The organism is uncultured Psychroserpens sp. (genome assembly GCF_947501425.1).
In the GTDB taxonomy this organism is placed as follows: domain Bacteria; phylum Bacteroidota; class Bacteroidia; order Flavobacteriales; family Flavobacteriaceae; genus Psychroserpens.
In genome coordinates this window covers 1-24,623 of the sequence record NZ_CANMVN010000002.1, presented here as the reverse complement: position 1 = coordinate 24,623, position 24,623 = coordinate 1, and the positions used below count along the sequence as shown (strand labels likewise).

General features: G+C 34.1%; 23 protein-coding genes and 2 tRNA genes. 12 read left to right on the top strand and 13 right to left on the bottom strand.

All coding sequences use genetic code 11. The features are described from left to right. Positions 1–17: 17 nt before the first annotated feature. A tRNA-Leu gene (locus tag Q0951_RS02595) sits at positions 18–102 on the bottom strand. Between the two features lie 54 nt (positions 103–156). Then, positions 157–229 (bottom strand) — tRNA-Lys (locus tag Q0951_RS02590). A 129-nt stretch (positions 230–358) separates the two neighbouring features. Between Q0951_RS02590 and Q0951_RS02585 the strand changes: the two genes are divergently transcribed. Further along, positions 359–877: a shikimate kinase gene (locus tag Q0951_RS02585; RefSeq protein ID WP_299333907.1), complete on the top strand. Its 519-nt coding sequence runs from the start codon at positions 359–361 to the stop codon at positions 875–877. Here the strand turns inward: Q0951_RS02585 and Q0951_RS02580 are convergent. Then, complete coding sequence (locus tag Q0951_RS02580; protein ID WP_299333905.1) at positions 869–1,372, bottom strand: phosphoribosyltransferase family protein; 504 nt, start codon at positions 1,370–1,372, stop codon at positions 869–871. The genes Q0951_RS02585 and Q0951_RS02580 overlap by 9 nt on opposite strands. Before the next feature lie 57 nt (positions 1,373–1,429). Further along, on the bottom strand, positions 1,430–1,810 hold the full coding sequence (locus Q0951_RS02575) for a S4 domain-containing protein (protein WP_299333904.1): 381 nt from the start codon (positions 1,808–1,810) through the stop codon (positions 1,430–1,432). A 127-nt stretch (positions 1,811–1,937) separates the two neighbouring features. Here Q0951_RS02575 and Q0951_RS02570 point away from each other — a divergent pair, with 127 nt between their 5' ends. Continuing rightward, positions 1,938–2,879: a hypothetical protein gene (locus Q0951_RS02570; protein WP_299333903.1), complete on the top strand. Its 942-nt coding sequence runs from the start codon at positions 1,938–1,940 to the stop codon at positions 2,877–2,879. Between the two features lie 67 nt (positions 2,880–2,946). On the opposite strand, the gene Q0951_RS02565 is transcribed toward Q0951_RS02570, so the two are convergent. The 4 genes from Q0951_RS02565 to Q0951_RS02550 form a co-directional block, all read right to left on the bottom strand. Then, positions 2,947–3,540 carry an outer membrane beta-barrel protein gene (locus tag Q0951_RS02565; RefSeq protein WP_299333902.1) on the bottom strand — a complete coding sequence of 198 codons (594 nt, stop codon included), beginning with the start codon at positions 3,538–3,540 and terminating at the stop codon, positions 2,947–2,949. Positions 3,541–3,706: 166 nt separating this feature from the next. Then, positions 3,707–4,663, bottom strand: coding sequence for a transketolase C-terminal domain-containing protein (locus Q0951_RS02560; RefSeq protein ID WP_299333901.1), 957 nt, complete (start codon positions 4,661–4,663; stop codon positions 3,707–3,709). Then, complete coding sequence (locus Q0951_RS02555; protein ID WP_299333900.1) at positions 4,660–5,367, bottom strand: hypothetical protein; 708 nt, start codon at positions 5,365–5,367, stop codon at positions 4,660–4,662. Before Q0951_RS02555 ends, Q0951_RS02560 begins: the two co-directional genes overlap by 4 nt. Before the next feature lies 1 nt (position 5,368). Then, positions 5,369–6,214, bottom strand: coding sequence for a transketolase (locus Q0951_RS02550; RefSeq protein WP_299333899.1), 846 nt, complete (start codon positions 6,212–6,214; stop codon positions 5,369–5,371). A 223-nt stretch (positions 6,215–6,437) separates the two neighbouring features. Here Q0951_RS02550 and tgt point away from each other — a divergent pair, with 223 nt between their 5' ends. The 10 genes from tgt to Q0951_RS02500 all read left to right on the top strand — a co-directional run bounded on the left by tgt (position 6,438) and on the right by Q0951_RS02500 (position 17,531). Beyond that, a complete protein-coding gene (gene tgt, locus Q0951_RS02545) occupies positions 6,438–7,568 on the top strand; it encodes a tRNA guanosine(34) transglycosylase Tgt (protein ID WP_299333897.1) in 1,131 nt (376 codons plus the stop codon). Between the two features lie 2 nt (positions 7,569–7,570). Continuing rightward, the gene (locus Q0951_RS02540) at positions 7,571–8,641 is read left to right on the top strand and encodes an LptF/LptG family permease (RefSeq protein ID WP_299333895.1); all 1,071 of its coding nucleotides are present in this window, start codon (positions 7,571–7,573) and stop codon (positions 8,639–8,641) included. Then, entirely contained in the window at positions 8,628–9,542 is a 915-nt protein-coding gene (locus Q0951_RS02535; RefSeq protein WP_299333893.1) for a DMT family transporter, read from the top strand. Before Q0951_RS02540 ends, Q0951_RS02535 begins: the two co-directional genes overlap by 14 nt. 59 nt (positions 9,543–9,601) lie before the next feature. Beyond that, positions 9,602–10,555, top strand: a complete 954-nt coding sequence (locus tag Q0951_RS02530; protein WP_299333891.1) for an acetyl-CoA carboxylase carboxyltransferase subunit alpha — start codon at positions 9,602–9,604, stop codon at positions 10,553–10,555. Between the two features lie 166 nt (positions 10,556–10,721). Then, positions 10,722–12,263, top strand: a complete 1,542-nt coding sequence (dnaB, locus tag Q0951_RS02525; protein WP_299333890.1) for a replicative DNA helicase — start codon at positions 10,722–10,724, stop codon at positions 12,261–12,263. 69 nt (positions 12,264–12,332) lie between these two features. After that, positions 12,333–13,379, top strand: coding sequence for an AI-2E family transporter (locus Q0951_RS02520; protein ID WP_299333888.1), 1,047 nt, complete (start codon positions 12,333–12,335; stop codon positions 13,377–13,379). Between the two features lie 58 nt (positions 13,380–13,437). Beyond that, positions 13,438–14,358 (top strand): aminotransferase class IV, encoded by a 921-nt coding sequence (locus tag Q0951_RS02515; RefSeq protein ID WP_299333886.1) that lies wholly within the window; start codon positions 13,438–13,440, stop codon positions 14,356–14,358. Further along, the gene (locus Q0951_RS02510) at positions 14,348–15,079 is read left to right on the top strand and encodes a sulfotransferase family protein (protein ID WP_299333883.1); all 732 of its coding nucleotides are present in this window, start codon (positions 14,348–14,350) and stop codon (positions 15,077–15,079) included. The genes Q0951_RS02515 and Q0951_RS02510 overlap by 11 nt, the downstream gene beginning before the upstream one ends. A 99-nt stretch (positions 15,080–15,178) precedes the next feature. Next, positions 15,179–16,438 (top strand): asparagine synthetase B, encoded by a 1,260-nt coding sequence (locus Q0951_RS02505; RefSeq protein WP_299333881.1) that lies wholly within the window; start codon positions 15,179–15,181, stop codon positions 16,436–16,438. A gap of 19 nt (positions 16,439–16,457) precedes the next feature. Next, a complete protein-coding gene (locus tag Q0951_RS02500) occupies positions 16,458–17,531 on the top strand; it encodes an adenylate/guanylate cyclase domain-containing protein (RefSeq protein ID WP_299333878.1) in 1,074 nt (357 codons plus the stop codon). A gap of 37 nt (positions 17,532–17,568) precedes the next feature. On the opposite strand, the gene Q0951_RS02495 is transcribed toward Q0951_RS02500, so the two are convergent. From Q0951_RS02495 to thrS, 5 genes are all read right to left on the bottom strand, one after another. Beyond that, positions 17,569–20,826 carry an amidohydrolase family protein gene (locus tag Q0951_RS02495; RefSeq protein WP_299333876.1) on the bottom strand — a complete coding sequence of 1,086 codons (3,258 nt, stop codon included), beginning with the start codon at positions 20,824–20,826 and terminating at the stop codon, positions 17,569–17,571. Positions 20,827–20,978: 152 nt separating this feature from the next. Beyond that, the gene (gene rplT, locus Q0951_RS02490; RefSeq protein ID WP_204347045.1) at positions 20,979–21,323 is read right to left on the bottom strand and encodes a 50S ribosomal protein L20; all 345 of its coding nucleotides are present in this window, start codon (positions 21,321–21,323) and stop codon (positions 20,979–20,981) included. Between the two features lie 105 nt (positions 21,324–21,428). Next, positions 21,429–21,626, bottom strand: coding sequence for a 50S ribosomal protein L35 (rpmI, locus tag Q0951_RS02485; RefSeq protein WP_040250651.1), 198 nt, complete (start codon positions 21,624–21,626; stop codon positions 21,429–21,431). Between the two features lie 95 nt (positions 21,627–21,721). Then, positions 21,722–22,273, bottom strand: a complete 552-nt coding sequence (infC, locus tag Q0951_RS02480; protein ID WP_299334945.1) for a translation initiation factor IF-3 — start codon at positions 22,271–22,273, stop codon at positions 21,722–21,724. A 26-nt stretch (positions 22,274–22,299) separates the two neighbouring features. Next, positions 22,300–24,243, bottom strand: coding sequence for a threonine--tRNA ligase (gene thrS / locus Q0951_RS02475; RefSeq protein WP_299333874.1), 1,944 nt, complete (start codon positions 24,241–24,243; stop codon positions 22,300–22,302). Positions 24,244–24,623 lie beyond the last annotated feature (380 nt).

The following is a 24,623-nucleotide window of genomic DNA, read 5'->3' as shown; positions in this document are numbered from 1 at the left end:
TAAGAGTTGAGTAAAAGTGCGCACGAGAAGATTCGAACTTCCACGACCTAAGCGGTCACTGGCCCCTCAAGCCAGCGCGTCTACCAATTCCGCCACGTGCGCATTATTTCAGTAAAGATAAAAAAAAAGTTAAGCGAGTGCTTAACTTTTTTGTAGTGACTTGGCTGGGGCTCGAACCCAGGACCCTCTCCTTAAAAGGGAGATGCTCTACCAACTGAGCTACCAAGTCAATAAGTTTCTCTAACGAGGGTGCAAATATAAAACGATTAATTAATATTCCAAACCTATTTTTAGATAATTTTTTGTTTTTTTGCTGTAAATTATCTTATGTTTTTAATAATCAATTTATAAGAGAAAAATGACCTTATTTTTAATTGGATATATGGGTTCTGGAAAATCAGTAATAGGTAAAGCTTTGGCTGATATTTTAAATTATGAATATCTGGACTTTGATAATTATATTGAGACTAAGGAGCAATCAACTATTAAGGAAATTTTTGAAACCAAAGGTGAAATTTATTTCAGAAAAGCTGAATATAACTATCTGAGAGATGTTTTAGATTTGCCTAAAACAGTTGTGTCTTTGGGAGGAGGAACACCTTGCTATGGTAATAATATGGCTACAATATTAGAGGCAAAGCACTCCACGAGTATATACCTCAAAGCTAACATTCCTACATTGTCTGAAAGACTATTTGAAGAGCGAGAAAAACGCCCCTTGATCTCACATGTATCTACTGTAAAAGAACTCAATGAGTTTATTGGTAAGCACTTATTTGAAAGAGCGCCTTATTATGAGCAATCACATATTAGTGTAAAAACAGATAATAGATCAGTAGAAGATTTAGTGAAAGCTATTTTGCTACAATTATTTTAGAAAGGCTTCGTGCGTTTTTCCTGAAAGTACAATCTCAACATGTTCATGAAGAGAAGTTGATAATGAGATGCCTTTAAAATCGGCTTTTACAGGATATTTTTTATGATTTCTATTGACGAGAACTGCTGTTTTAAATTGTTTTAATGGTACTTCTAAAAAGTGTTTGACACCATATATTAACGTACTGCCTGAGTTTAGTACATCATCAATGAGGACAATTGATTTGTTTGTGTAATCTTCTTTTTTTAGAGATGTTTTTATTTCAGTTAATGGGTTTTTTTTATCAATAGTTACTTTGCAAAGCTGAGGAGTTAGTTCGGAAATCTTTTCTAGTTGTTGTTTTAATTTTTTTGCAAGTATATATCCGTTGTCTTCAATTCCAGCCAGAATGATATCGTCTTCATAAACATTACTTTCGTAGATTTGGTAAGCAATTCGTCTTATTTTATGCTGGATCTGCTGATGATTTAGAATGATATTTTTTTCTGTGTCCATACTTGATTTAATTTATTCAAAGATAAAAAAGAGTTTTCTTAATGAGCCTATTAAACTCTAGTTATGTTCTTCAGGAGTATCATAAAAATCATCAATATCTCTTCGGTCTTTTTTTGTAGGTCGTCCAGTGCCTTTTTTTCGATAATAATCTTTAGAATATTTAAGTAATTCTTTAGCCTCAAAAGCATCTTTTGGAGTGATATCAGTTCTGTAAATATCAACCAGTTTTGCGCCAACTCTACTTTTGGGTAGATCATTAACTATTATTTGATAGTTGATTTGATCTTTTCTAAACTCTATCTTATCTGTAGCATAAACATCTCTGCTGGGTTTTACAACTTGGCCGTTGACCTTTACATGACCCTTTTTGCAAGCGTTAGTTGCTATGCTTCTTGTTTTGCAATATCTAATGCACCAAAGATATTTATCTACTCGCATATTAAATCTGTGAAATTGACGTTAATTGTATTGCACAAAAATATTATATTATTGTATCTTGCGTGCTAAAAATAAGCAATATTGAACGATTCAAATTGTATTTGAATTAAAGAAAAATGTATTCACTATGAATTTAAGAAACAACCTTATCGTTTTACTTCTTTTGATTGTGACCATCATGTCATGTAAACCAGATGATCCAGAGGTGAGTCTAGTTCCTGATAGAGATAGAACAGAACAGCAAGTCGTTGATCGTGATTCAATGATTGGCTACCTGGAAACACATTATTATAATGAATCATTTTTTGATGGTGTAACAGACCACAATATTGATGAAATTATAATAACTGAACTTCCACAAGATGACAATGGTGATTATTTGCCACTTCCTGACCCAGATAACAATACACTTTTAATTGATGCTGTAGAGACTTATACAACAACTTATGAAGAGGTTGAATATGAATACTACATTCTGAGAATTAATCAAGGACAAGGTGATTATAGCCCGAATTTTACTGATGATGTTAGATTGGTATATTCAGGTAATTTGCAAGACGAAGATATTTTTGATAGTGCAGTCAATCCTAACATTCCATTTGATCTTACAGGTTTAATTCAGGGATGGAGAAATGTAATTCCTCAATTTAACACTTCATCAGATTTTATTATCAATGAAGATGGTACAGTAGACTACTCAGGTTATGGGCTTGGAGTTATGTTCTTGCCATCTGGTCTGGCTTATTTTGCTAACCCTCCATTTGGAGTTCCGGTGTATTCTAACCTTATTTTTAAGTTTGAATTATATCAGGCAGAACCTAATGATCACGACAACGATGGTGTGTTATCACACCTAGAAGATTTAAATGAAAATTTTAACATCAATGATGATGATACTGATGAGGATAATGTACCAAACTTCTTTGATCCAGACGATGATGGTGATGGTGTTTTAACGATCAATGAAGATCTTGATGAAGATGGTGATCCAACAAATGATGATTCTGATAATGATGGTATACCAAATTATTTAGATGAGGATTCTACGGAATCAAATCTGGATAGTTAAACCTATAATTCGCAATACAAAAAAAAGACGCTTTTTCGGCGTCTTTTTTTGATTTTATAAGTCTATATTAAAAGGCAACTGATAAACTCAGTATCAATTGATCTGGTCTAGTGTCAATTCTACTTACGACACCTTCACCTAAATTGTTACCAATAAATGTAGCTTCATTGTCGCTAAAGCCTCTTTCATATCTTAAGTCTATTCCAATTTTATTCAATGAAAGTCCGATACCAAAATTTAAGCCTACAGAAAAATCATTGTCAATATTATCAATATCAATACCTTCAAACTCAGTATCGAGTATGTATTGTAATGACGGACCTCCAAACACACTTAAGGGGCCAATAACTTTAACACCGACTAATAGAGGAGCGTCAATTTTTTTCATATCAAAGACGTCGCTGTCATAATCACTTTTTGTGCTTGTGTAAACTAGTTCAGGTCTAAAATAGAGGTCATTACCAATCTTTCCGAAAAGACCAATGTGATACCCGATATTACGATCTGGGTTTTGTGCATTGTCACCAATAGATTGGAAATAATCGCCATTAGCATTGTAATTTAATCCACCTTTAATTCCAAACGAATTTCCCTTTTGTGCTTGGGCACTAAAACAAAATAGCGTTAATAAAAACGTACTAATAACTAATCTTTTGCTCACGGTACTTTTATTATTAAAGTGTTCGTGACATTTTTTGAAAATTCTCATAATATTCGTTTTTTGTGATTTTGATGTATAGTATCAAAAACGTTGCCAAACGAAAATTATTTCCTTAGTATCAGTCTAATTTATTTGAACTTTAGATTTTGAAGACACTGTTTTAACTTTAGTTTTTTCTTTTCAATACTGTTTCAGTAGCGTTCACAATGGCATTGGCATTTAGACCATACTTTTCCATCAATTGAGCTGGAGTTCCAGACTCACCAAAGGTGTCTTGTGTAGCTACAAATTCTTGAGGAGTAGGTTGGTGTTGCGCAAGTACTCTTGCCACACTTTCTCCTAAACCACCTAAATAATTGTGCTCTTCAGCAGTAACAATACAACCAGTTTTAGCAACAGAGTCTAAAATAGCTTTATCATCAAGAGGTTTAATAGTATGAATATTTATCACTTCAGCAGAGATACCTTTTTCATTTAAGGTTTTAGCAGCTTCAAGTGCTTCCCAAACCAAATGCCCAGTAGCAACAATAGTTACGTCTTTACCTTCGGTTAAATGAACAGCTTTCCCAATTTCAAAGGTTTGATTTTCGGGAGTGAAATTGGCTACTTTTGGTCTTCCAAAGCGTAGATAAACTGGTCCGTTGTATTCAGCAATAGCGATAGTGGCAGCCTTAGTTTGGTTGAAGTCACACGTGTTAATTACAGTCATTCCTGGTAACATTTTCATCAAGCCAATATCTTCTAAAATTTGGTGTGTGGCACCATCTTCACCTAATGTTAATCCTGCATGTGATGCACAGATTTTTACATTCTTATGTGAATATGCTATACTCTGTCTGATTTGATCATAAACACGACCTGTAGAAAAGTTGGCAAATGTACCAGTAAATGGAATTTTTCCTCCAATGGTCATACCAGCAGCCAGACCCATCATATTGGCTTCAGCAATTCCTACTTGAAAAAAGCGTTCTGGGTGATTCGCTTTAAAGTCGTCCATTTTTAATGAACCAATAAGGTCGGCACAAAGGGCAACGACATTTTCATTGGTTTTTCCTAATTCTGTTAATCCAGCTCCAAAACCTGAGCGTGTGTCTTTATTTCCTGTGTTAGTATATGTTTTCATTCTGTGATTTTGAAACTGTAATTAATATTAATTGTTTTTTTTCTTGTATCAATCTTGTAGGCCTCTATCATTGTATTGCCTTTATTGGTAGCTTTCATGATTAGTCCGTTTGGAAGATTCATGCCTAATAAATTAGCACTGCCTTCAGCTGCGAAAATCAATTCAAAAAGCGATTTAAATAGTGTATTATTCTGGATTTCTATCGATTCATCAAAGGCTACCGATATTATATCTGAAGGTTTATTTGATGGGTAAAGATCGTAGATGGTAGTTTTATGACCAGCTACATCAATAGATTCTTTTGTATTCTCTGAAATTAATTCAAATTCATCATCTTCATTAAAACTGATTTGTTTAGTCATCAATGTCTCTAAATCCATATTTATAAACATATCATTTTTACCCGATTCAAAGTGCATAATTAATATGCTGTTTTCAGAATCGTAAATAATATCTAAATCAGCATTTTCCATCATTTTAGAATTACTCTTAAACATCGATTTACCAAGATCTTTTGCCAGGTATTCGCTGTTTGTCCAGAGGTGTTTTCCATTTTTAGAATATCCTATAGTAATTGTATCTGCTGTACCCTTCCGATTGTTGGGGATGATGTAATCAACAGTATAGTCAATGGTAATTTTTTGCTCTTGTGAGTAACCAAAAGCAACAAATAGTAAAACAATAAGTGTATATATTTTCTTCATATTAATAGTCACCTAAAGTTTCAGCATTTTGAGATAAACCAATTTCCAATTGTTCGTCATTTGGTGCTTTCCCATGCCATGCATGTGTATGCATCATAAAGTCTACACCATTACCCATAACTGTTTTAAGTAAAACACAAACAGGTTTTCCTTTACCAGTTAAAGATTTTGCTTCAGCCATTCCTTTAAGGATAGCATCTATATTATTCCCCTCTTCAATATCTACAACGGTCCAACCAAAAGCTTCAAATTTAGCTCGAACACTTCCCATTGGTAACACATCATCAGTAGCTCCATCTATTTGTTGTCCGTTAAGATCAATAGTAGAAATAATATTATCTACATTATTAGCAGCAGCATACATGATGGCTTCCCAGTTTTGCCCTTCTTGCAATTCGCCATCTCCATGTAAGCTGTATATTAAATGGTTATCATTATTTAATTTTTTGGTTTCTGCTGCACCCAAAGCAACACTAAAACCTTGCCCAAGAGAACCAGAGGCCACTCTAATTCCAGGCAAGCCTTCGTGGGTTGTTGGATGACCTTGTAATCTGGAATTGATCAATCTGAAAGTATTCAGCTCGTCAACTGGAAAGTATCCTGATCTCGCGAGTACGCTATAAAAAACAGGTGAAATATGACCATTTGATAAGAAGAAAAGGTCTTCGCCAATTCCGTCCATATCAAAGGTGTCTTTTCTGTCCATAATCTCCTGATAGAGTGCGACAAAAAATTCGGCGCATCCTAATGAGCCTCCAGGATGACCTGAGTTTACTTTGTGAACCATTCGTAAAATGTCTCTACGAACTTGTGTTGTTAAGTCTTCTAATTGTTGTGTGTTTGGCATAAAAAAAGTGTGAGTAATTTCAGCACCAAAAATAAAGTTTTCATAAGGCTAAACAAAAATAGAAACGAGTCACTTATTAACGATTTTGGTCAGTTGCTAACAATTTAAATCAGAATTAAAATAATTCATTATTGTTTTAAGTTGGTCTCTGCATAATTTTATTAAATGTTTAAGACCTTAATACACCGATATAATTATCTTTGCTCACTGACTAAGTTTTTTTATGAATTTTGAATTAAAAGCAAGTGATCCTCAAAGTAAAGCCAGAGCAGGAGTAATTACGACTGATCATGGACAAATTGAGACACCTATATTTATGCCTGTTGGTACGGTTGCGTCTGTAAAAGGAGTGCATCAGCGTGAACTTAAAAATGATATCAATCCTGATATTATTTTAGGAAACACCTATCATTTATATCTAAGACCTCAAACACCAATTTTGGAGAAAGCTGGAGGGTTGCATAAATTCATGAATTGGGATAGAAATATTCTAACCGATTCAGGAGGTTATCAAGTATATTCATTATCTGCAAATAGAAAAATTAAAGAAGAAGGTGTGAAATTTAAATCGCATATCGATGGAAGCTACCATGTGTTCACACCAGAAAATGTCATGGAAATTCAACGTAGTATTGGAGCTGATATTATTATGGCATTCGATGAATGTACACCATATCCATGTGATTACAATTACGCCAAGCGCTCCATGCATATGACGCATCGTTGGTTAGAGCGTTGTTTAAAGCATTTAGATAAAACACCGTTCATGTATGATTATGAACAAACATTTTTTCCAATAGTTCAAGGAAGTACCTATAAAGATTTACGACAACAATCTGCTGAATATATTGCCAATGCTGGTGCACAGGGAAATGCGATTGGTGGTTTGTCTGTTGGAGAACCTGCTGAAGAAATGTATGCCATGACCGATGTGGTTTGTGAGATTCTTCCGTGGGAAAAACCACGTTACCTCATGGGAGTTGGTACACCTATAAACATACTAGAAAATATTGCTCTTGGTGTAGATATGTTTGATTGTGTTATGCCAACGCGTAATGCAAGAAACGGTATGCTATTTACTGCCCACGGAACAATTAATATTAAAAATCTAAAATGGGCAGATGATTTTTCACCCATAGATGACATGGGTATCACATTTGTTGATACTGAATATAGCAAGGCTTATTTAAGACATTTATTTACAGTTAATGAATTATTGGGTAAACAAATCGCAACCATACATAATCTCGGATTTTACCTTTGGTTGGTAAGGGAAGCCAGAAAGCATATATTAGCAGGAGATTTTAGAGCATGGAAAGATAAAATGGTTAAACAAATGGATAATCGCTTATAATTTTGAAAATACTCGATTGGTACATATTAAAACGTTATTTGTTTACATTTTTGATGATGTTGCTCTTATTTATTCCCATAGGAATAACTGTAAACCTTGCAGAGAAAATAGGTAAAATACTAGAACGTGATGTGCCCTTTGGGGCTGTTGCTCAATATTACTTAGACTTTACAATTTATTTTGCCAATTTATTATTTCCCATATTTTTATTCCTTTCAGTTATATGGTTTACTTCAAAATTGGCAAACAATACCGAAATTGTTGCTTTTTTAAGTTCAGGAGTGTCATTTTGGAGGTTTTTGAGACCTTATATGATAGGTGCAACCATTATTGCAAGTTTTGCTTTAATAATGGGACTGTATCTAGCGCCAAAAGCCAGTAAAGGGTTCAATGAATTTAAATACAAGTATTTAAAAAATAATGCTAATGTTGTTCAAACAAAAAACATTTACAAGCAAATCAATGATAACGATTACATCTATCTAAGTAGTTTTAATCCGGTAACTAAAAGAGGAAGAGATTTTCAATTAGAACATTTTGAAGGTAATAAACTCGTCTATAAAATAACGGCTAAATCAATTAAAGACAACGATAGTATGTATAGACTCAATAATTATTCAAAACGAATTTTTGGAGAAAATGAAGATATCATTGAAACTGAAAGACGAAAGGATATGATTTTTGAGTTTGATGCCGAAGATTTAACTCCAGAAGAATATATTGCAGAAACACTTCAATATGGAGAACTTGTTCGATTTATAGAAAAAGAAAGAAAAAGAGGTTCTTCAAATATTGGTCGCTATCAAGTCGTGAAGTATAAAAAATGGAGTTTACCTATATCTGTTTTCATTCTTACCATTATAGCAGTTTCAGTGTCGTCTATTAAACGTCGTGGTGGTATGGGAGTAAATCTCGCTTTTGGGATTACAATTGCTATGGTTTTTGTGTTCTTTGATAAAGTTTTTGGTGTAATGGCAGAACAGTCTAGCTTCTCACCAATTGTTGCTGTATGGTTTCCTAATATCGTTTTTGGTATCTTAGCTGCTTATCTGCTGTTCAATGCCAAACGCTAAGCTCAAGAATTATTTTCATTTACATTTTCTGGTTTTTATTGCTGGATTTACAGCTATTTTAGGTGAATTGATTTCGATTGGTTCCACAGCCTTAGTATGGTATCGTATGCTTATTGCTGGTGTACTGATGTTTACTTACATAAAAATTATTAAGCTTAAAATTCAGGTATCTGCTAAAACCAAATTGCAATTTTTTGGCGCAGGAATCATTATTGCTTTACATTGGATTACTTTTTTTGAAGCCATTAACCAATCTAATGTATCTATAACATTGGCCATGTTTTCAACAGGTGCATTTTTTGCTTCTTTTATCGAGCCATTAATTTATAAACGAAAGATTATCTGGTATGAAATTCTCTTCGGAATAATTGTTATACTAGGAGTGTTTTTGATTACGCAAAGCGAAATAAAATACCTTAATGGTATTTTACTAGGGATATCTTCAGCTTTGTTTTCTACTTTATTTGCTGTAATCAACGGACGATTTATTGAACAACACAGAGCTACTGTGATTTCATTTTATGAATTTATAAGTGGTGTTATTTTCTTGTCTTTATTCATTTTGATTTTTAACGATGGATTTTCTATAGCGTTTTTCAGTTTAAAAACTTCAGATTGGATCTACATACTTATACTGGCATCTGTTTGCACAGCCTATGCTTTTATTGGATCAGTAAAGGTTATGCGTTATATAAGTCCGTATACTGTAGTACTTACCTATAATTTAGAACCCTTGTATGGTATAGCTTTAGCACTATTGTTATTTCCTGAAACCGAAACCATGAGTACTCAATTTTATTATGGAGCCTTCCTAGTCTTAGCTACTGTTTTAGCCGATGGTATCCTCAAAAACAGAAAGAGTATTAAAAAGCGTAAATCCATAGTGAACAAACCCAATTAAAGTTTTTATATTTGCAGTGACTAACTAAGAAACTAATTAAGAACTAAATCAAAATTTCAATGGAATATTTAGATTTTGAACTACCCATAAAAGAACTCCAGGATCAACTAGAGAAATGTCAATTAATAGGCGAGGAGAGTGATGTAGACGTTACTCAAACCTGTAAAAAAATTGAAAAGAAACTCTTAGAAACTAAAAAGGAGATTTATAAAAACCTAACCGCTTGGCAACGTGTTCAACTATCTAGGCATCCTGATAGACCTTACACATTAGACCACATCAAAGCACTTTGTGGTGATTCATTTTTAGAATTGCATGGTGATCGAAATGTCAAAGATGACAAAGCCATGATTGGTGGATTGGGTAAAATTGGTGACCAAACCTATATGTTTATTGGTCAGCAAAAAGGATTTAATACCAAAACACGTCAGTATAGAAACTTTGGAATGTCAAATCCAGAAGGCTATCGTAAAGCATTGCGTTTAATGAAATCGGCAGAGAAATTTGGAATTCCTGTGGTAACACTAATCGATACACCAGGAGCTTATCCAGGTTTGGAAGCTGAAGAACGCGGACAAGGAGAAGCGATTGCCAGAAATATCTTAGAGATGACACGTCTTAAAGTGCCTATCATTACTGTCATTATTGGTGAAGGCGCATCAGGTGGAGCTTTAGGAATAGGTGTTGGTGATAAAGTACTCATGTTAGAGAATACATGGTACTCTGTTATTTCACCAGAATCATGCTCTTCAATACTTTGGAGAAGCTGGGAATACAAAGAACAAGCCGCCGAAGCATTAAAATTGACAGCACCAGATATGAAAAAACTGAAGCTGGTAGATATTATTATTAAAGAACCATTAGGTGGAGCTCATACAGATAGAGAAGCAACTTTTCTTGCTGTTAAAACAGCCATCGAAAAAAATTATGAGGAGCTAAAAAACTTATCACCAAAAGATTTAGTAAACCAACGTATGGATAAATACTTAGCAATGGGAGTTTTTAAAGGCTAATCCTTATAAAATAACGGATTAAAAAAACTGAAACCATTGGTTTCGGTTTTTTTTATCACTATTAACAATATATTTAAGTTATTAACAGTTAAATTGTTAACGAACTGTTGAGATTGAAAATAATGTAAATTCAATTTTAGGTAACAATTTATTTACATTCGCAGATATGAAACAACCCAACCAAATAAAAGGTTATCAAGTTGATAAGAGCACGATTATAAGCCTAGAGAAAGGAAAAATTCCTCCGCAAGCTATTGATTTAGAAGAAGTTGTGCTTGGGGCAATGATGATAGATAAAAAAGGTGTTGATGAGGTTATTGATATTTTAAGCCCAGACGCTTTTTATAAAGATGCACATAAACATATCTTTGAAGCTATTTTCAAATTATTTGAAAATAGTGAGCCTGTCGATTTATTAACGGTTTCTAGTCAACTAAAAAAGGATTCGAAACTAGATTTGGTTGGAGGTGATTTTTACCTCATATCATTGACCCAACGTGTGTCCTCTTCAGCACATATTGAGTTTCATGCTCGTATCATTCTTCAGAAATATATCCAACGTAGTTTAATTAAAATTTCAAACGAAATTATTGAAGAAGCTTACGATGAAACTAAAGATGTTTTTGATCTTTTAGATAATGCTGAAGCTAAACTCTATGAAGTTACTCAAGGTAACGTCAAAAAATCAACAGAAACTGCTCAGAGTCTAGTAATTCAGGCCAAAAAGAAAATTGAAGAGATTTCAAATAAAGAGGGCTTGAGTGGAATTCCTACTGGATTCACAAAATTAGATAAGTTAACTTCTGGTTGGCAACCTAGTGATTTGATTATTGTAGCTGCACGTCCTGGTATGGGTAAAACTGCTTTAACCTTGACTATGGCAAGAAATATTGCTGTAAACACCAATATTCCAGTAGCATTTTTCTCATTAGAGATGTCCTCAGTACAATTGATCACACGTTTGATCTCCTCTGAAACTGGATTATCTTCGGAAAAATTAAGAACAGGAAAATTAGAGAAGCACGAGTGGGAGCAGTTAAATGTCAAGGTTAAAACTCTAGAGAAAGCACCACTGTTTATTGATGATACACCTTCATTGTCCATTTTCGATCTTAGAGCAAAAGCTCGTCGATTAGCATCGCAGTATGGTATCAAAATGATTATGATTGATTACCTGCAATTAATGACAGCAGGTGGAAGTCAGAAAGGTGGAAACCGTGAGCAGGAGATATCTATGATCTCTCGTAACTTAAAAGCTTTAGCAAAAGAACTGAACGTTCCTGTTATTGCACTGTCTCAGTTATCACGTGCTGTAGAAACACGTGGTGGTAGTAAACGACCACTCTTATCCGATTTACGTGAGTCTGGAGCCATTGAGCAGGATGCCGATATTGTAAGTTTTATTTACAGACCCGAATATTATAAAATTGATGAATGGGATGACGAAGAACGTTCTCCTACTGAAGGTCAGGGAGAGTTTATTGTTGCTAAACACAGAAATGGTGGTTTAGAAAATATCCGACTCAAATTTATTGGTCATTTAGGTAAGTTTGATAATCTCGACGATTTTGATACACCATTTGGAGAGTTCCATTCTAAAATGAATGCAGCGGCTAATGATGACACATTCAAACCTGATAATTTCCCATCAGCAGCTGATGCTTTCGATGCACCAGAAGGTGATGATGATAATGATGTGCCATTTTAAGTTTTTTTGGGAAAATTTAACAACTTAATACCCTAAATTTGCTAATTCAGCTAAGGAAAAGATTGCCTCATGTTAGACCAAAGACGTACGACTAATATTTTATTGTTGGTCATTGTGATTCCGTTGATATTTTATTTACTTAAGATCTTATCGTTTATTTTTATTCCGTTAATTTCGTCAATGTTCATTGCGTTGTTATTCTTACCATTAATGCGCTGGTTGGGACGACGAAATGTACCAAGATTGATTAGTATTATTATTGTCATTAGTCTTGTAGCTATTGGTGTTTTTATTGGTATCGAATTGGTGCAATTATCTAGTAAGCAAATCATGTCCAATAATGTTGAATTTCTTAGTAAAGCTGAAGTAAAGATCAATGATTTAATGACCTATTTGCAACAGGAATTTGGTTTGGAATACAATACTGAAGGTAACTTCTTTGCCCAATTTTTTCAACAAGAGAATTTAGGGTCAACATTTGATTTTATAAGAAAATTCCTCACTAATATATTGATGATTACTTTTTTTACAATTTTGTGGTTGTCAGAATCTATCAATATGCATAAGGTAATGAATAATACTATTCTTAAACGAAAGCATACTTCGATAAAGACTTTCATGAAAATTGAAAAAGACTTGATTAAATTTATTAAAGTGAAATTTTTAGTGAGTTTACTTACTGGAATATTTACAGGTCTGGCATGTGTATTCTTTGATGTGAGTTTTCCTATTTTTTGGGGACTATTTGCATTTCTAATCAACTTTGTACAAATGGTAGGATCTTTTATTTCTGTGATCTTATTGTCAATATTTGCATTTGTAGAGTTAGATCCTACAAGCACCTTATTCTTCTTTATTGTTTCCATATCAGGAGTACAGGTATTATTTGGTGCCATTTTGGAGCCTATTTTTATGGGGAAATCCTTCTCAATAAATGTGATCACTGTTTTAATAATGCTTATGCTTTGGGGTTTTATTTGGGGCATACCTGGTTTGATTATGGCTATTCCAATTACTGTATTTGTCAAAATCATTCTTGAGCAATTTCAGGAAACCAAAGTCATTGCATCATTACTTTCCGGACCTGAGCGTAGTATTAAACCACTCAAAAAATAGATTGACAACTCTGGTTTTTTAATTATCTTTCTAGAATCATATTTAAACTTTTTTAAAAATGGTTCATGGAACGCATAATGCTGTCAGTGACGACAGAAATAAAGACATTAAAATCTACATTAACGGTGAATTTTTTAAACGCGAAGACGCTAAGATTTCAGTATTTGATAGTGGTTATTTAGTAGGTGATGGCATCTGGGAAGCTATGCGCTTACATCAAGGTGTTTTAGTATTTCTTGAGGATCATTTGGAACGTTTGTGGACAGCAGCTGCAACGGTTGGAATGACATTTCCGTTTTCAAAAGAAGAATTGACCCAAACCATCTGGAACGTTCTCAATGAGAACAATATGACCGATCATGTGCACGTCAGAGTTATGATCACACGTGGTGTTAAAAAAACACCATCACAAGATCCAAGATTAACTATTTATGGGCCAAATATTGTAATCATTCCTGAATATAAAAAAGCTTCTGAAACAAGTAAAGAGAAAGGCATCACCTTATTTACAAGCACCATTAGACGAGGAGCACCAGATTATTTAGACCCACGACTCAATTGTCATAGTAAATTGCACGAAGTTCAAGCACTCATTCAAGCTATAGAAGCTGGAGCAGATGAAGCATTAATGTTGGATATCAACGGATTTGTATCAACTTGTAATGCTACCAATTTCTTTATGATAAAAAATGAAGAAGTTTGGACCTCTACAGGCCAGTACTGTATGAATGGTATCACAAGAGCAAAGGTAATTGAAGCATGTTCTCGAAACGGTATTGTATGCCACCAAAAAAACTTCTCACTATTTGATGTTTATGGTGCAGATGAAGCCTTTGTTACTGGAACTTTTGGTGGATTAACGCCTGTGACCAAAATTGATGGCCGACAAATTGGAACCAAGTCTTTTGGAGATATGACCAGAACGCTTAGTGGTTTATATCAAGACCTTATCAAAGAAGCGGTGAGCCATGGGAACTGATACGATAAAACGAATTTCGGTATGGTCAGGACCTCGAAATATTTCTACAGCATTGATGTATAGCTTTGCTCAACGACAGGATACACGAGTATTTGATGAACCTTTATATGCCTATTATCTTAATAATAGCAGTGCAAAAACTTACCATCCAGGAGCTGAGGAGATTTTGAGAACTATGGAAAACGATGGCAGTGCAGTTGTAGAAATGATGCTCAACTACTCGGAGAAACCAGTCTTATTTTTTAAAAATATGACACATCATATACTTGATCTCGATCGTAGTTTCATGAAACAGCTTACCAATGTGATTTTGACCAGAGATCCGAAAGAAATGTTACCCTCTTTTGATAAAGTGATTAAAAATCCTACCATTGATGATGTTGGTTACAAACTACATATTGATTTATTAAACGAATTTGAAAAACAAGATATCGACTATGTGGTTTTAGACGCTAAGAATGTATTATTAAATCCTGAAGGTGTACTCAAACAGTTATGTGAACATGTTGGAATTTCTTTCGACAAGCACATGCTTAACTGGACTCCAGCCAAACGTCCAGAGGATGGTGTCTGGGCAAAATATTGGTACACTAATGTGCATAAGTCTTCTGGGTTCTCGACTTATACGCCTAAAACAGATCCATTTCCGCAGCATCTGATACCCTTGTTAAACGAATGTCAACCTTACTACAATCAACTACAAAAGCTAGCGTTATCTTGAAAACGTGTATTTCAGCTAAAAAAACATAAAACTATATTAAAGCGTATCGCTTAGCATTATTTTTTAAGTATATTTCAATAGTAAAAAGATAAATTTCAAATGAAAAAGATAATTGTTTTACTCTTTCTAATGTTGGTTGCTTTACCTTCATATGCATCATATATTTTAATTCCTATGGATGCGGAGGGTCAAGATAATCACCTTAAAGCTTATGGTGTTACTTTTTGGACGCTCGAAAAGCAACTCAAAGTAAAGTGGTTGCTCAACTATAAAGGTGGCTCATTTTTACTACCCGATTCTGAAGAAATTCAACGTGAATGTCAAATAAGAGGCGTGAGTTTTGAAGTCATTTCAAATGCTAAAGCAGAGGAGATTCTAAATATGATTGCCAGTCCATCTCAAAATATGGAAGCTGTTGTTTTAGAGAAAGCTCCTAAAATTGCAGTATACACGCCAAAAGGTTTGCAGCCTTGGGATGATGCTGTAACTATGGTATTGACTTATGCTGAAATTCCTTATGAAACAGTATATGATGAAGAAGTTTTAAATGATGCTTTGCTTTTATACGATTGGTTACATTTACATCATGAAGATTTTACTGGACAATACGGAAAGTTCTACAGAGCCTATCGTTCTGCATCTTGGTATATTCAAGAAAAGAAAGAAGCAGAAGAATTAGCAGCAAGATTAGGATACGCTAAAGTCTCCGAAGAGAAATTAGCAGTAGCCAAAAAAATTAGAGAATATGTTATAGGAGGCGGATTTATGTTTGCTATGTGTAGTGCAACAGATAGTTTTGATATTGCCTTATCTGCTGATGGTGTAGATATTTGCGAGCCTATGTTTGATGGTGATGGTAGTGATGCTGGTTATCAAAATAAAATAGATTACAGTAAAACATTCGCATTTAAAGATTTCTTACTGGAAAGAAGTCCAAATGTATACGAGTTTTCATCAATTGATATGACTAGAAAGCGTCGTATTCCTATGACTACAGATTATTTTTCTCTGATGGAGTTTTCGGCGAAATGGGATCCAATACCTTCAATGTTGTGCCAAAACCATACGGCTTTAGTTAAAGGATTTATGGGGCAAACAACATCATTTACACGTGATGAAATAAAATCTAATGTTCTGATTATGGGTGAAAATAAAACCAATGGTGAGGCAAAATACATACATGGAATAAAAGGAAAAGGATTTTTTACCTTTTATGGAGGACATGATCCGGAAGATTATACACACAAAGTAGGAGACCCAAAAACAGAACTGGATCTTCATCCTACATCACCAGGTTACCGATTAATTTTAAATAATGTGCTCTTTCCAGCAGCAAAAAAGAAAAAGCAAAAAACATAAAAAACTTTATTTCAGCTAGATGAATAATAGAGTTAAGGAATTCTTTTTATTACAATTCTCCTCAGTAATTTACTGGGTATTAGCCTTCATATTCTTTACAACAATTCGCTACAATGGATTAGAGGAGGAACTCAAAATATTTACAGACGATGTGTTGTATTTGCCCATAAGAGCTTATTTTGAATTCGCAATTTTAGTTGGTGCAATTATGGGGTTTGTATATGCTATTATAGAATTTTTATTTGATATCTATATCAGCAAAAAACTAATTTTAGGAGCAACAATTCTTATTAAATCAATAATCTATTTTGTACTTATAGTTATCTTGTTAAGTTCTATATCTTTTTTAATTGAGGACAGTATAGATATAGATTTACCTAATGAAAGAGGCTGGTGGCGCGAAGACCCTTTCTTTTGGAACACAGTTATTTTCTTTATCATTTCATCAGTAGTATTTTCACTTATACGTATAGCTAATGATAAGTTTGGGCGAGGCGTGTTTTTAAATATGCTTCTTGGTAAATATAAAAAACCAAAAGAAGAGAAACGAGTTCTAATGTTTCTAGACCTTAAAGATTCTACTAAGATAGCAGAACATTTAGGTCACGAAAAATATAGTCGATTCATACAAGACTGTTTTAAAGATTTAAATAACTTACTTCGGAAATATGAAGCAGAAGTCTATCAGTATGTTGGTGACGAAGCTGTTATTAACTGGACTGAGAAAAGGGGATTTAAAAATAATAACTGCACAAAGCTGTTTTTTGCATTTCAAAAATCATTGCTTGAAAAGTCACAGTATTATCAATCTGAATATGAGCATACACCAGTATTTAAAGCAGGAGTGCATTTTGGCACAATTATGATTGCTGAAGTTGGAACTGTTAAAAAAGAATTGGCTTTTCATGGCGATGTGATTAACTCAGCATCCAGAATTCAAGGCTTGTGTAAAAATTACAACGCTTCGCTTATCATCTCTAAAACAGTGTTAGCAAAACTCAATAGTAACCTAATTAACTATGAGGAAATAGATGAAGATGTTACGCTAAAAGGAAAACAAAAAAAGCTCAAAGTATATATTATCAACGCATAAAAAAATCCAATTCTATATGAATTGGATTGTTTTATTTTTAGTGAGATCCTACATGACAACCGCAACCACTTCTTGTAAAACTCTGTGAGTCTTCATGCCAAGGAAACGCTTGGTTATATTTAGAATTTTCCCAATAGAATTTACTACGTTCTTTAGGGTGGTTTCCAATTTCATTCATAGTCTCAGTATCATACATACGACCATTAATCATGGTGTAAATAATGCTTTCCGAGTTTCTGATATCGTCTAGGGGATTCTTATCCATTACAATCAGATCTGCAAGTTTTCCTTCTTTTAATGAACCAATATCATTTGCAGCTCCAATATAATTGGCACCATTGATGGTAGCAGCTTTTAAAGCCTCATGATTTGACATGCCTCCTTGTTGGAGCAACCACAATTCCCAATGCGCTCCTAGGCCTTGTAATTGTCCGTGTGCACCAAGATTTACTTTAACACCAGCGTCGTTAAGTGCTTTACAGGTTTTTGAAACCAATATGTGTCCATTGTCATATTCTTCATCTGGAATCATAATACGATGTCTTGAACGTGCATCAATAATACTTCTTGGTGTAAACTTGAGTAACTTTTCATTTTCCCACACATTAGTATTTTGATACCAAAACATTTCACCGTTCATACCTCCATAATTTACAATTAGTGTAGGTGTGTACCCAACATTACTTTGTCCCCAAAGTTCTAAAACGTCTTTATAAACAGGAGCTACCGGAATATTATGCTCAACACCTGTATGTCCATCCATAACCATAGTAATGTTATGATAAAAAGTCGATCCTCCTTCTGGAACAACAAAAATACCTTCTTCTCTTGCCGCTTGTAATACTTGCTGTCGTTGTTCACGTCTAGGTTGATTATAACTTTTTACAGACAAGGCGCCAAATGCTTTAGTACGTCTTATGGATGAGCGAGCATCTTCCAGATTATTGATAACTGCTTTAAAATCACCATCAGCACCATAAAGTATAAATCCAGTAGAGTAGAGGCGTGGACCAACTAGTGTTCCATTTTTTTGTAATTCGGAAAGTGCGAAAACAGTTTCAGAATGAGCAGAAGGGTCATGAGCAGTGGTGACACCATACGCTAGATTTGCATAGAATTGCCAATGCTTTTGTGTGGTCAGCCCGTAACGGAATCCACCTATATGTGCATGGGCATCAACCATTCCAGGCATAATAGTTTTTCCGGAAACATCATAAACCTTTGCATCTGATGGTATGGTTATTTCTGAAGAATTACCAATACGATCTATTTTGTTATTTGTAATAATGATTGTTCCATTCTCTATAACTTCATTACCTTCCATAGTGATAATTCGAGCACCTTTTAAAGCAATCTTTCCATCAGGTATATCGGTTTTTGCTTCCAGATTTATCTTAGTGCCTTTCTCAACGAGCTTAGTATCTTCTGAAGCTTGTGCCGAATAGTACATATGACCCAATGTCCAATGAATGGTTCTACTGTCTTTAGACCAATGTAAATTGATACCAGCATCTTTAGAGAGTTTGGATATAGGAACAAACTTTGATTTATCTGTAAGATCAAGCGTTTTTCCTGCTTTAGGCATTGGAGCCATATAGACTTTATGTAAATGAATAAATGCAATCCAATTGCCATCAGGACTTGGAACCAAACGGTTTCCGTGTTTAGACTTGACATGAATACGTTCCTCAAAACCGTTGAGATCTACACTTTTTAATTCTTTAGTAAGGGACCCAAAAAATTGTCCACCCTTTTGATAAATAATTCTCGTATCATCAGTATTGAATATTGGATAATCACCTTCTTTACTCACACGTTTTGGATTTGATCCATCAGCATTCATAAGATATAGACCTGTCTTCTTTGTATAGGTTCTTCCTTGTTCATTATTACCGCCTTCTTTACGATAAACAATATGTTTCCCATTATGTGAGTATGACGGATTTCTGTAAATTCCTTTTTCAGAAGATAGTCTAGTAGGAGTTCCTCCTGTTACAGGAACAGAATAGATAGCTCCCAGATTTTCATCATTCCATGTCACATAGGTAATTGTTTTTCCGTCAGGAGAGAAGGTAGGTTCAAATTCAAAATCGCTTCCAGTAGTTAAACGTTCTGCTTTTCCGTTAGGTAATTTTTGTGTGTGCAAATAGCCTAAGGCGTTAAATACAATTGATTTGCCATCAGGAGATGTCACTACATGACGAATTACTTTTGCATCAAAGGTTTTTGGTGCTACAGGTGTGTCAAACTCAATTGCTTTAGCCATTTTAATCGTAGCATCCACTTGAAAAGGGATTTCAGAAACATTGAGTGAATTGATATTAATCTTCTTTATTTTTCCACCAGACCAAATAACGATGTCTTCATCATTTGGCATCCAATTGAAATTTGTATACACTCCAAATATAGCCCAAGCCTCCTGTTGGTCTTTATTTAGCTGGTCATAGATAGGCCATTCTTCACCAGTATCCAGATCATGAATATAAAGCACAGATTTAGTACGAACACGTTTAACAAAGGCTAGTTTTTTTCCATCTCTTGAAATTTGAGGACGTGCTGCGCCACCTGGACCGCCTGTAATTCTATCAGTTTTACCAGTGTCCATATCATATCTATTAATGACATAGATTTGTTTATTAGGATCTTTATTATACTGAAAAAAGCCACCAGGATACATGTCTTCACTATAATATAGGTATTTACCATCGGGAGAAAGTGATGGCTCATTGACGTCTTGTTGATCATTTTTCTTTTTAGTAAGTTGAATACCACTACCTCCAGTTTTGTGATACATCCATAGCTCTCCAGCTCCTAACGAACGACCTGAAGTAAAGTGTTTTCTGGCAATGATATAATTTCCATCTGGAGTCCATATCGCATTGTTTAATAATCTGAAATTTTCTTTCGTGATTTGTTTGGCATCAGATCCGTCACTATTCATAATCCAAATATTATCACCACCACCTGCATCACTAGTGAAAGAAATATGTTCTCCATCTGGACTAAAACGTGGTTGGATTTCAAAAGGCAACCCCTCTCTTAGTATTTTAGCTTTTCCACCATAGATATCTAACTTATAAATATCTCCAAGGAGATCGAAAACAATAGATTGACCATCCGGACTCACATCTAAATTCATCCATGTACCTTCATTAGTTGATAGTTTTAGTTCTTTAAAGTCCCAATTACCTTCAGGGTTAGAAACGTCCCAAGACTTTTCTTTCTTTTTTTCTTGGCTAAATATGTTGAACGTGACAAGTAGAGTGAGGGTTGCAATGAGTTGAATACGCTTCATAGGATTTGTTTTAATTGATTTGTAAGTTAATTATAAAAAATGAAATGTCGTGTGATTTTGACTTTGAGAAATTAAAATAAGAACATAAAAAAACCGATTCATTTCTGAATCGGTTTTATAAGCGAATTGTTGTTATTGTTTAGGCGAAAGCCCTATTTTACTTTGTTTACTATTGCTTCAAAAGCTTCTGGGTTATTCATTGCTAAATCTGCAAGAACCTTACGGTTCAATTCGATGTTGTTAGCTTTGAGTTTTCCCATAAACTTAGAATAGCTCATTCCGTGTTGTCTAGCTCCTGCGTTGATACGCATGATCCAAAGTGAGCGGAATGTTCTTTTTTTATTTCTACGGTCTCTGTACGAATATTGCATCGCTTTATCAACCGCATTTTTAGCTACTGTCCAAACGTTTTTACGTCTTCCGAAGTAACCTTTTGCTTGCTTAAGAACCTTTTTTCTTCTGGCTCTTTTCGCTACTGAATTTACTGATCTTGGCATTTTTTAAATTGTTTTTTTGTAGTAGGCGGTCAAAAAATTGACACTTGCTAAATACTTTTGCCTAACTCCAGGGTTTATAATTTGTTTTAACCGATTAAAACCGTATTACTTTAAACGTAACATTGTTTTAATATTGTTCTCATCTGCTTTGTGTACCAAAGTGTCATGAGTTAAAGCTAACTTACGCTTTTTAGATTTTTTTGTCAAAATATGACTCTTAAAAGCGTGCTTTCTTTTAATCTTACCAGTGCCAGTTAGTTTAAAACGTTTCTTAGCACTTGATTTTGTTTTCATTTTAGGCATTGTCTCCTAGTTTTATTTACGTTTCGCTTATTATCTTAATGCTGAACTTTTCAGCAGTTATTCATTATTACATAAACCGAAGCTTTGGCGAAGGTTTATTTTGGTTTTTTTGGCGCAATGAACATCGTCATACGCTTACCTTCCAAACGAGGCATTTGTTCAACTTTACCTAATTCTTCAAGATCTTGAGCTAATCTTAATAATAAGATTTGACCTTGTTCTTTAAATATAATTGAACGTCCTTTGAAAAATACAAAGGCTTTAAGTTTTGCACCATCTTTTAAAAACTTCTCAGCGTGTTTCTTTTTAAACTCGTAATCATGGTCATCAGTTTGAGGTCCAAAACGAATTTCTTTTATAGTCACCTTAGAAGCTTTAGCTTTAAGCGCTTTTTCACGTTTCTTTTGTTCGTAAAGAAACTTTTTATAGTCCATAACTTTACAGACTGGAGGATCAGCTTTTGGCGAAATTTCAACAAGGTCTAACCCTTGCTCATCGGCAATGGCTAATGCTTCCTTTGTTGAATAAATACCAACTTCTACATTATCACCAACAAGTCTTACCTTCTCAGCTCTAATTTTAGAGTTAATTTTGTGTTGATCTTCTTTTACTACTCTTCTTGAGTTGTGTCTTCTACGTATTGCTATGACTTATATATTTTAATTAAACTTATTTATTTGAATGTTTTTAATGTCTTATTTATTTCATTTTCAACAATCTCTGAAAATTTATCTACACTAATCATGCCTAAATCTTCTCCACCATGTTGACGAACAGATATCTTGTTTTCTTTCTCTTCGTTTTCACCAATAATAATCATGAAAGGTATTTTATTCATTTCCGCTTCACGGATTTTCTTACCTATGGTCTCATTTCTATTATCTGCGAGGGCGCGAATTTCGTGATTTTCTAGCAAATTTAAAACTTTTTCCGAGTATTTTTCATATTTCTCGCTCAATGATAGTACAATTACCTGTTCAGGCATGAGCCATAATGGGAAATTACCACCAGTGTGTTCTAATAAAATGGCAATGAAACGCTCCATACTTCCAAAAGGTGCGCGATGAATCATCACAGGTCTATGAAGTTCATTGTCACTTCCTTTATAGGTTAATTCAAATCGTTCTGGTAAATTGTAATCCACCTGAATTGTACCAAGTTGCCAGTTTCTACCTAAAGCATCCTTAACCATGAAATCTAATTTTGGACCATAGAATGCAGCTTCACCTGTTTCTACAACATAATCTAGACCCTTGTCAATCGCTGCATTTAAAATAGCATCTTCAGCTTTTTTCCAATTTTCATCGCTACCTATATATTTATCAGGATTTTCGGGATCCCTAAGTGATACCTGAGCTTTAAAGTTTTCAAATCCTAAAGAACCAAAGACATACAATACAAGATCTATTACCTCTTTAAACTCAGCATCTAATTGATCTGGAGTACAGAATATATGGGCATCGTCTTGAGTAAACCCTCTTACTCTGGTTAGACCATGAAGTTCTCCACTTTGTTCATATCTGTAAACTGTGCCAAATTCGGCATATCTCTTAGGTAATTCTTTATATGAAAAAGGTCTTGAATTGTATATTTCACAATGATGTGGACAATTCATTGGCTTTAATAAGAATTCCTCGCCTTCAGCAGGTGTGTTTATAGGTTGAAAACTATCTTCACCATATTTTGCAAAATGACCAGAGGTTACATACAGTTCTTTTTGTCCAATATGTGGAGAAATTACCATTTCATATCCAGCTTTTTTCTGAGCGGCCTTCAAAAAATTTTCAAGTCTTTCCCTTAATGCGGCACCTTTTGGAAGCCATAGAGGGAGCCCTTGACCTACTTTTTGTGAAAATGTAAATAGTTCTAACTCTTTTCCTAATTTTCTGTGGTCACGTTTTTTTGCTTCTTCTAATAATTGTAAATATTCGGTTAATTCTTTTTGCTTCGGAAATGAGATGCCATAAACTCTGGTAAGTTGCTTGTTGTTCTCGTCACCTCTCCAATATGCTCCAGCAACAGACATAAGCTTAATAGCTTTGATTATTCCAGTATTTGGAATATGTCCTCCACGACATAAATCTGTAAACGTAGAATGATCACAAAATGTGATGGTACCGTCTTCTAAGTTCTCGATAAGTTCAACCTTATATTCGTTATTTTGAGATTTATAAAGTGAAAGTGCCTCAGCTTTTGTTACAGAGCGCATTTTAAAATCATGTTTACCTCGTGCTATCTCTAACATTTTATTTTCGATAGTTTTGAAGTCTTTCTCTGATATAGAGTGTTCTCCAAAATCGACATCGTAATAAAATCCATTTTCAATTGCAGGTCCAATTGATAGCTTAATACCAGGATATAGCTCTTCCAAAGCTTGAGCCATGACGTGAGAGCTTGAATGCCAAAACGCTTTTTTTCCTTCTTCATTAGACCACGTATATAGTACTAAAGATCCATCTGTATTTAAAGGTGTAGAAGTTTCTATTACTTCATCATTAAAATTTGCAGAAATAACATTTCGTGCAAACCCTTCGCTTATACTTTTGGCAACTTCCATTGGAGTAGTTCCTGCCTCAAAAGTTTTTATACTACCATCTGGTAAAGTAATATCTATCATAATATTGAGTATAATTAAGTTGGCAAAGATAGTATCTTAAATATTCAGATACAATATATATGTAATAGATAATATTATTTACTTCATAATTTTGTGGAAAAGAAAAATCTTTTACAATTACAGTAGTCTAATTCCCTCATTTATAGTTGATGTGGGATTACAAAAAAAATAAATAGAAAAAAAGATTAAAAAAGTTTTGGTGGTATAAAAATAGTGGTTGTATATTTGCACCCGCTAACGGGATAAGTTAGTGATGTTCTAACGCAATATTTTGAGTAATTAAATTGAATTAAAAATAATTTCAAAAAAAGTACAGATAAGTATTGTGGGATAAAAAAAAGGGTTTTATATTTGCACCCGCTTAAGTGATAAAGTACTTA

What these genes read in the sequence shown, in the direction of transcription:
- Q0951_RS02585 (WP_299333907.1), top strand. Translation starts at nt 359, where the DNA reads ATGACCTTATTTTTAATTGGATATATGGGTTCTGGAAAATCAGTAATA.
- Q0951_RS02580 (WP_299333905.1), bottom strand. Translation starts at nt 1,372, where the DNA reads ATGGACACAGAAAAAAATATCATTCTAAATCATCAGCAGATCCAGCAT.
- Q0951_RS02575 (WP_299333904.1), bottom strand. Translation starts at nt 1,810, where the DNA reads ATGCGAGTAGATAAATATCTTTGGTGCATTAGATATTGCAAAACAAGA.
- Q0951_RS02570 (WP_299333903.1), top strand. Translation starts at nt 1,938, where the DNA reads ATGAATTTAAGAAACAACCTTATCGTTTTACTTCTTTTGATTGTGACC.
- Q0951_RS02560 (WP_299333901.1), bottom strand. Translation starts at nt 4,663, where the DNA reads ATGAAAACATATACTAACACAGGAAATAAAGACACACGCTCAGGTTTT.
- Q0951_RS02555 (WP_299333900.1), bottom strand. Translation starts at nt 5,367, where the DNA reads ATGAAGAAAATATATACACTTATTGTTTTACTATTTGTTGCTTTTGGT.
- Q0951_RS02550 (WP_299333899.1), bottom strand. Translation starts at nt 6,214, where the DNA reads ATGCCAAACACACAACAATTAGAAGACTTAACAACACAAGTTCGTAGA.
- tgt (WP_299333897.1), top strand. Translation starts at nt 6,438, where the DNA reads ATGAATTTTGAATTAAAAGCAAGTGATCCTCAAAGTAAAGCCAGAGCA.
- Q0951_RS02535 (WP_299333893.1), top strand. Translation starts at nt 8,628, where the DNA reads ATGCCAAACGCTAAGCTCAAGAATTATTTTCATTTACATTTTCTGGTT.
- Q0951_RS02530 (WP_299333891.1), top strand. Translation starts at nt 9,602, where the DNA reads ATGGAATATTTAGATTTTGAACTACCCATAAAAGAACTCCAGGATCAA.
- dnaB (WP_299333890.1), top strand. Translation starts at nt 10,722, where the DNA reads ATGAAACAACCCAACCAAATAAAAGGTTATCAAGTTGATAAGAGCACG.
- Q0951_RS02520 (WP_299333888.1), top strand. Translation starts at nt 12,333, where the DNA reads ATGTTAGACCAAAGACGTACGACTAATATTTTATTGTTGGTCATTGTG.
- Q0951_RS02515 (WP_299333886.1), top strand. Translation starts at nt 13,438, where the DNA reads ATGGTTCATGGAACGCATAATGCTGTCAGTGACGACAGAAATAAAGAC.
- Q0951_RS02510 (WP_299333883.1), top strand. Translation starts at nt 14,348, where the DNA reads ATGGGAACTGATACGATAAAACGAATTTCGGTATGGTCAGGACCTCGA.
- Q0951_RS02505 (WP_299333881.1), top strand. Translation starts at nt 15,179, where the DNA reads ATGAAAAAGATAATTGTTTTACTCTTTCTAATGTTGGTTGCTTTACCT.
- Q0951_RS02500 (WP_299333878.1), top strand. Translation starts at nt 16,458, where the DNA reads ATGAATAATAGAGTTAAGGAATTCTTTTTATTACAATTCTCCTCAGTA.
- Q0951_RS02495 (WP_299333876.1), bottom strand. Translation starts at nt 20,826, where the DNA reads ATGAAGCGTATTCAACTCATTGCAACCCTCACTCTACTTGTCACGTTC.
- rplT (WP_204347045.1), bottom strand. Translation starts at nt 21,323, where the DNA reads ATGCCAAGATCAGTAAATTCAGTAGCGAAAAGAGCCAGAAGAAAAAAG.
- rpmI (WP_040250651.1), bottom strand. Translation starts at nt 21,626, where the DNA reads ATGCCTAAAATGAAAACAAAATCAAGTGCTAAGAAACGTTTTAAACTA.
- thrS (WP_299333874.1), bottom strand. Translation starts at nt 24,243, where the DNA reads ATGATAGATATTACTTTACCAGATGGTAGTATAAAAACTTTTGAGGCA.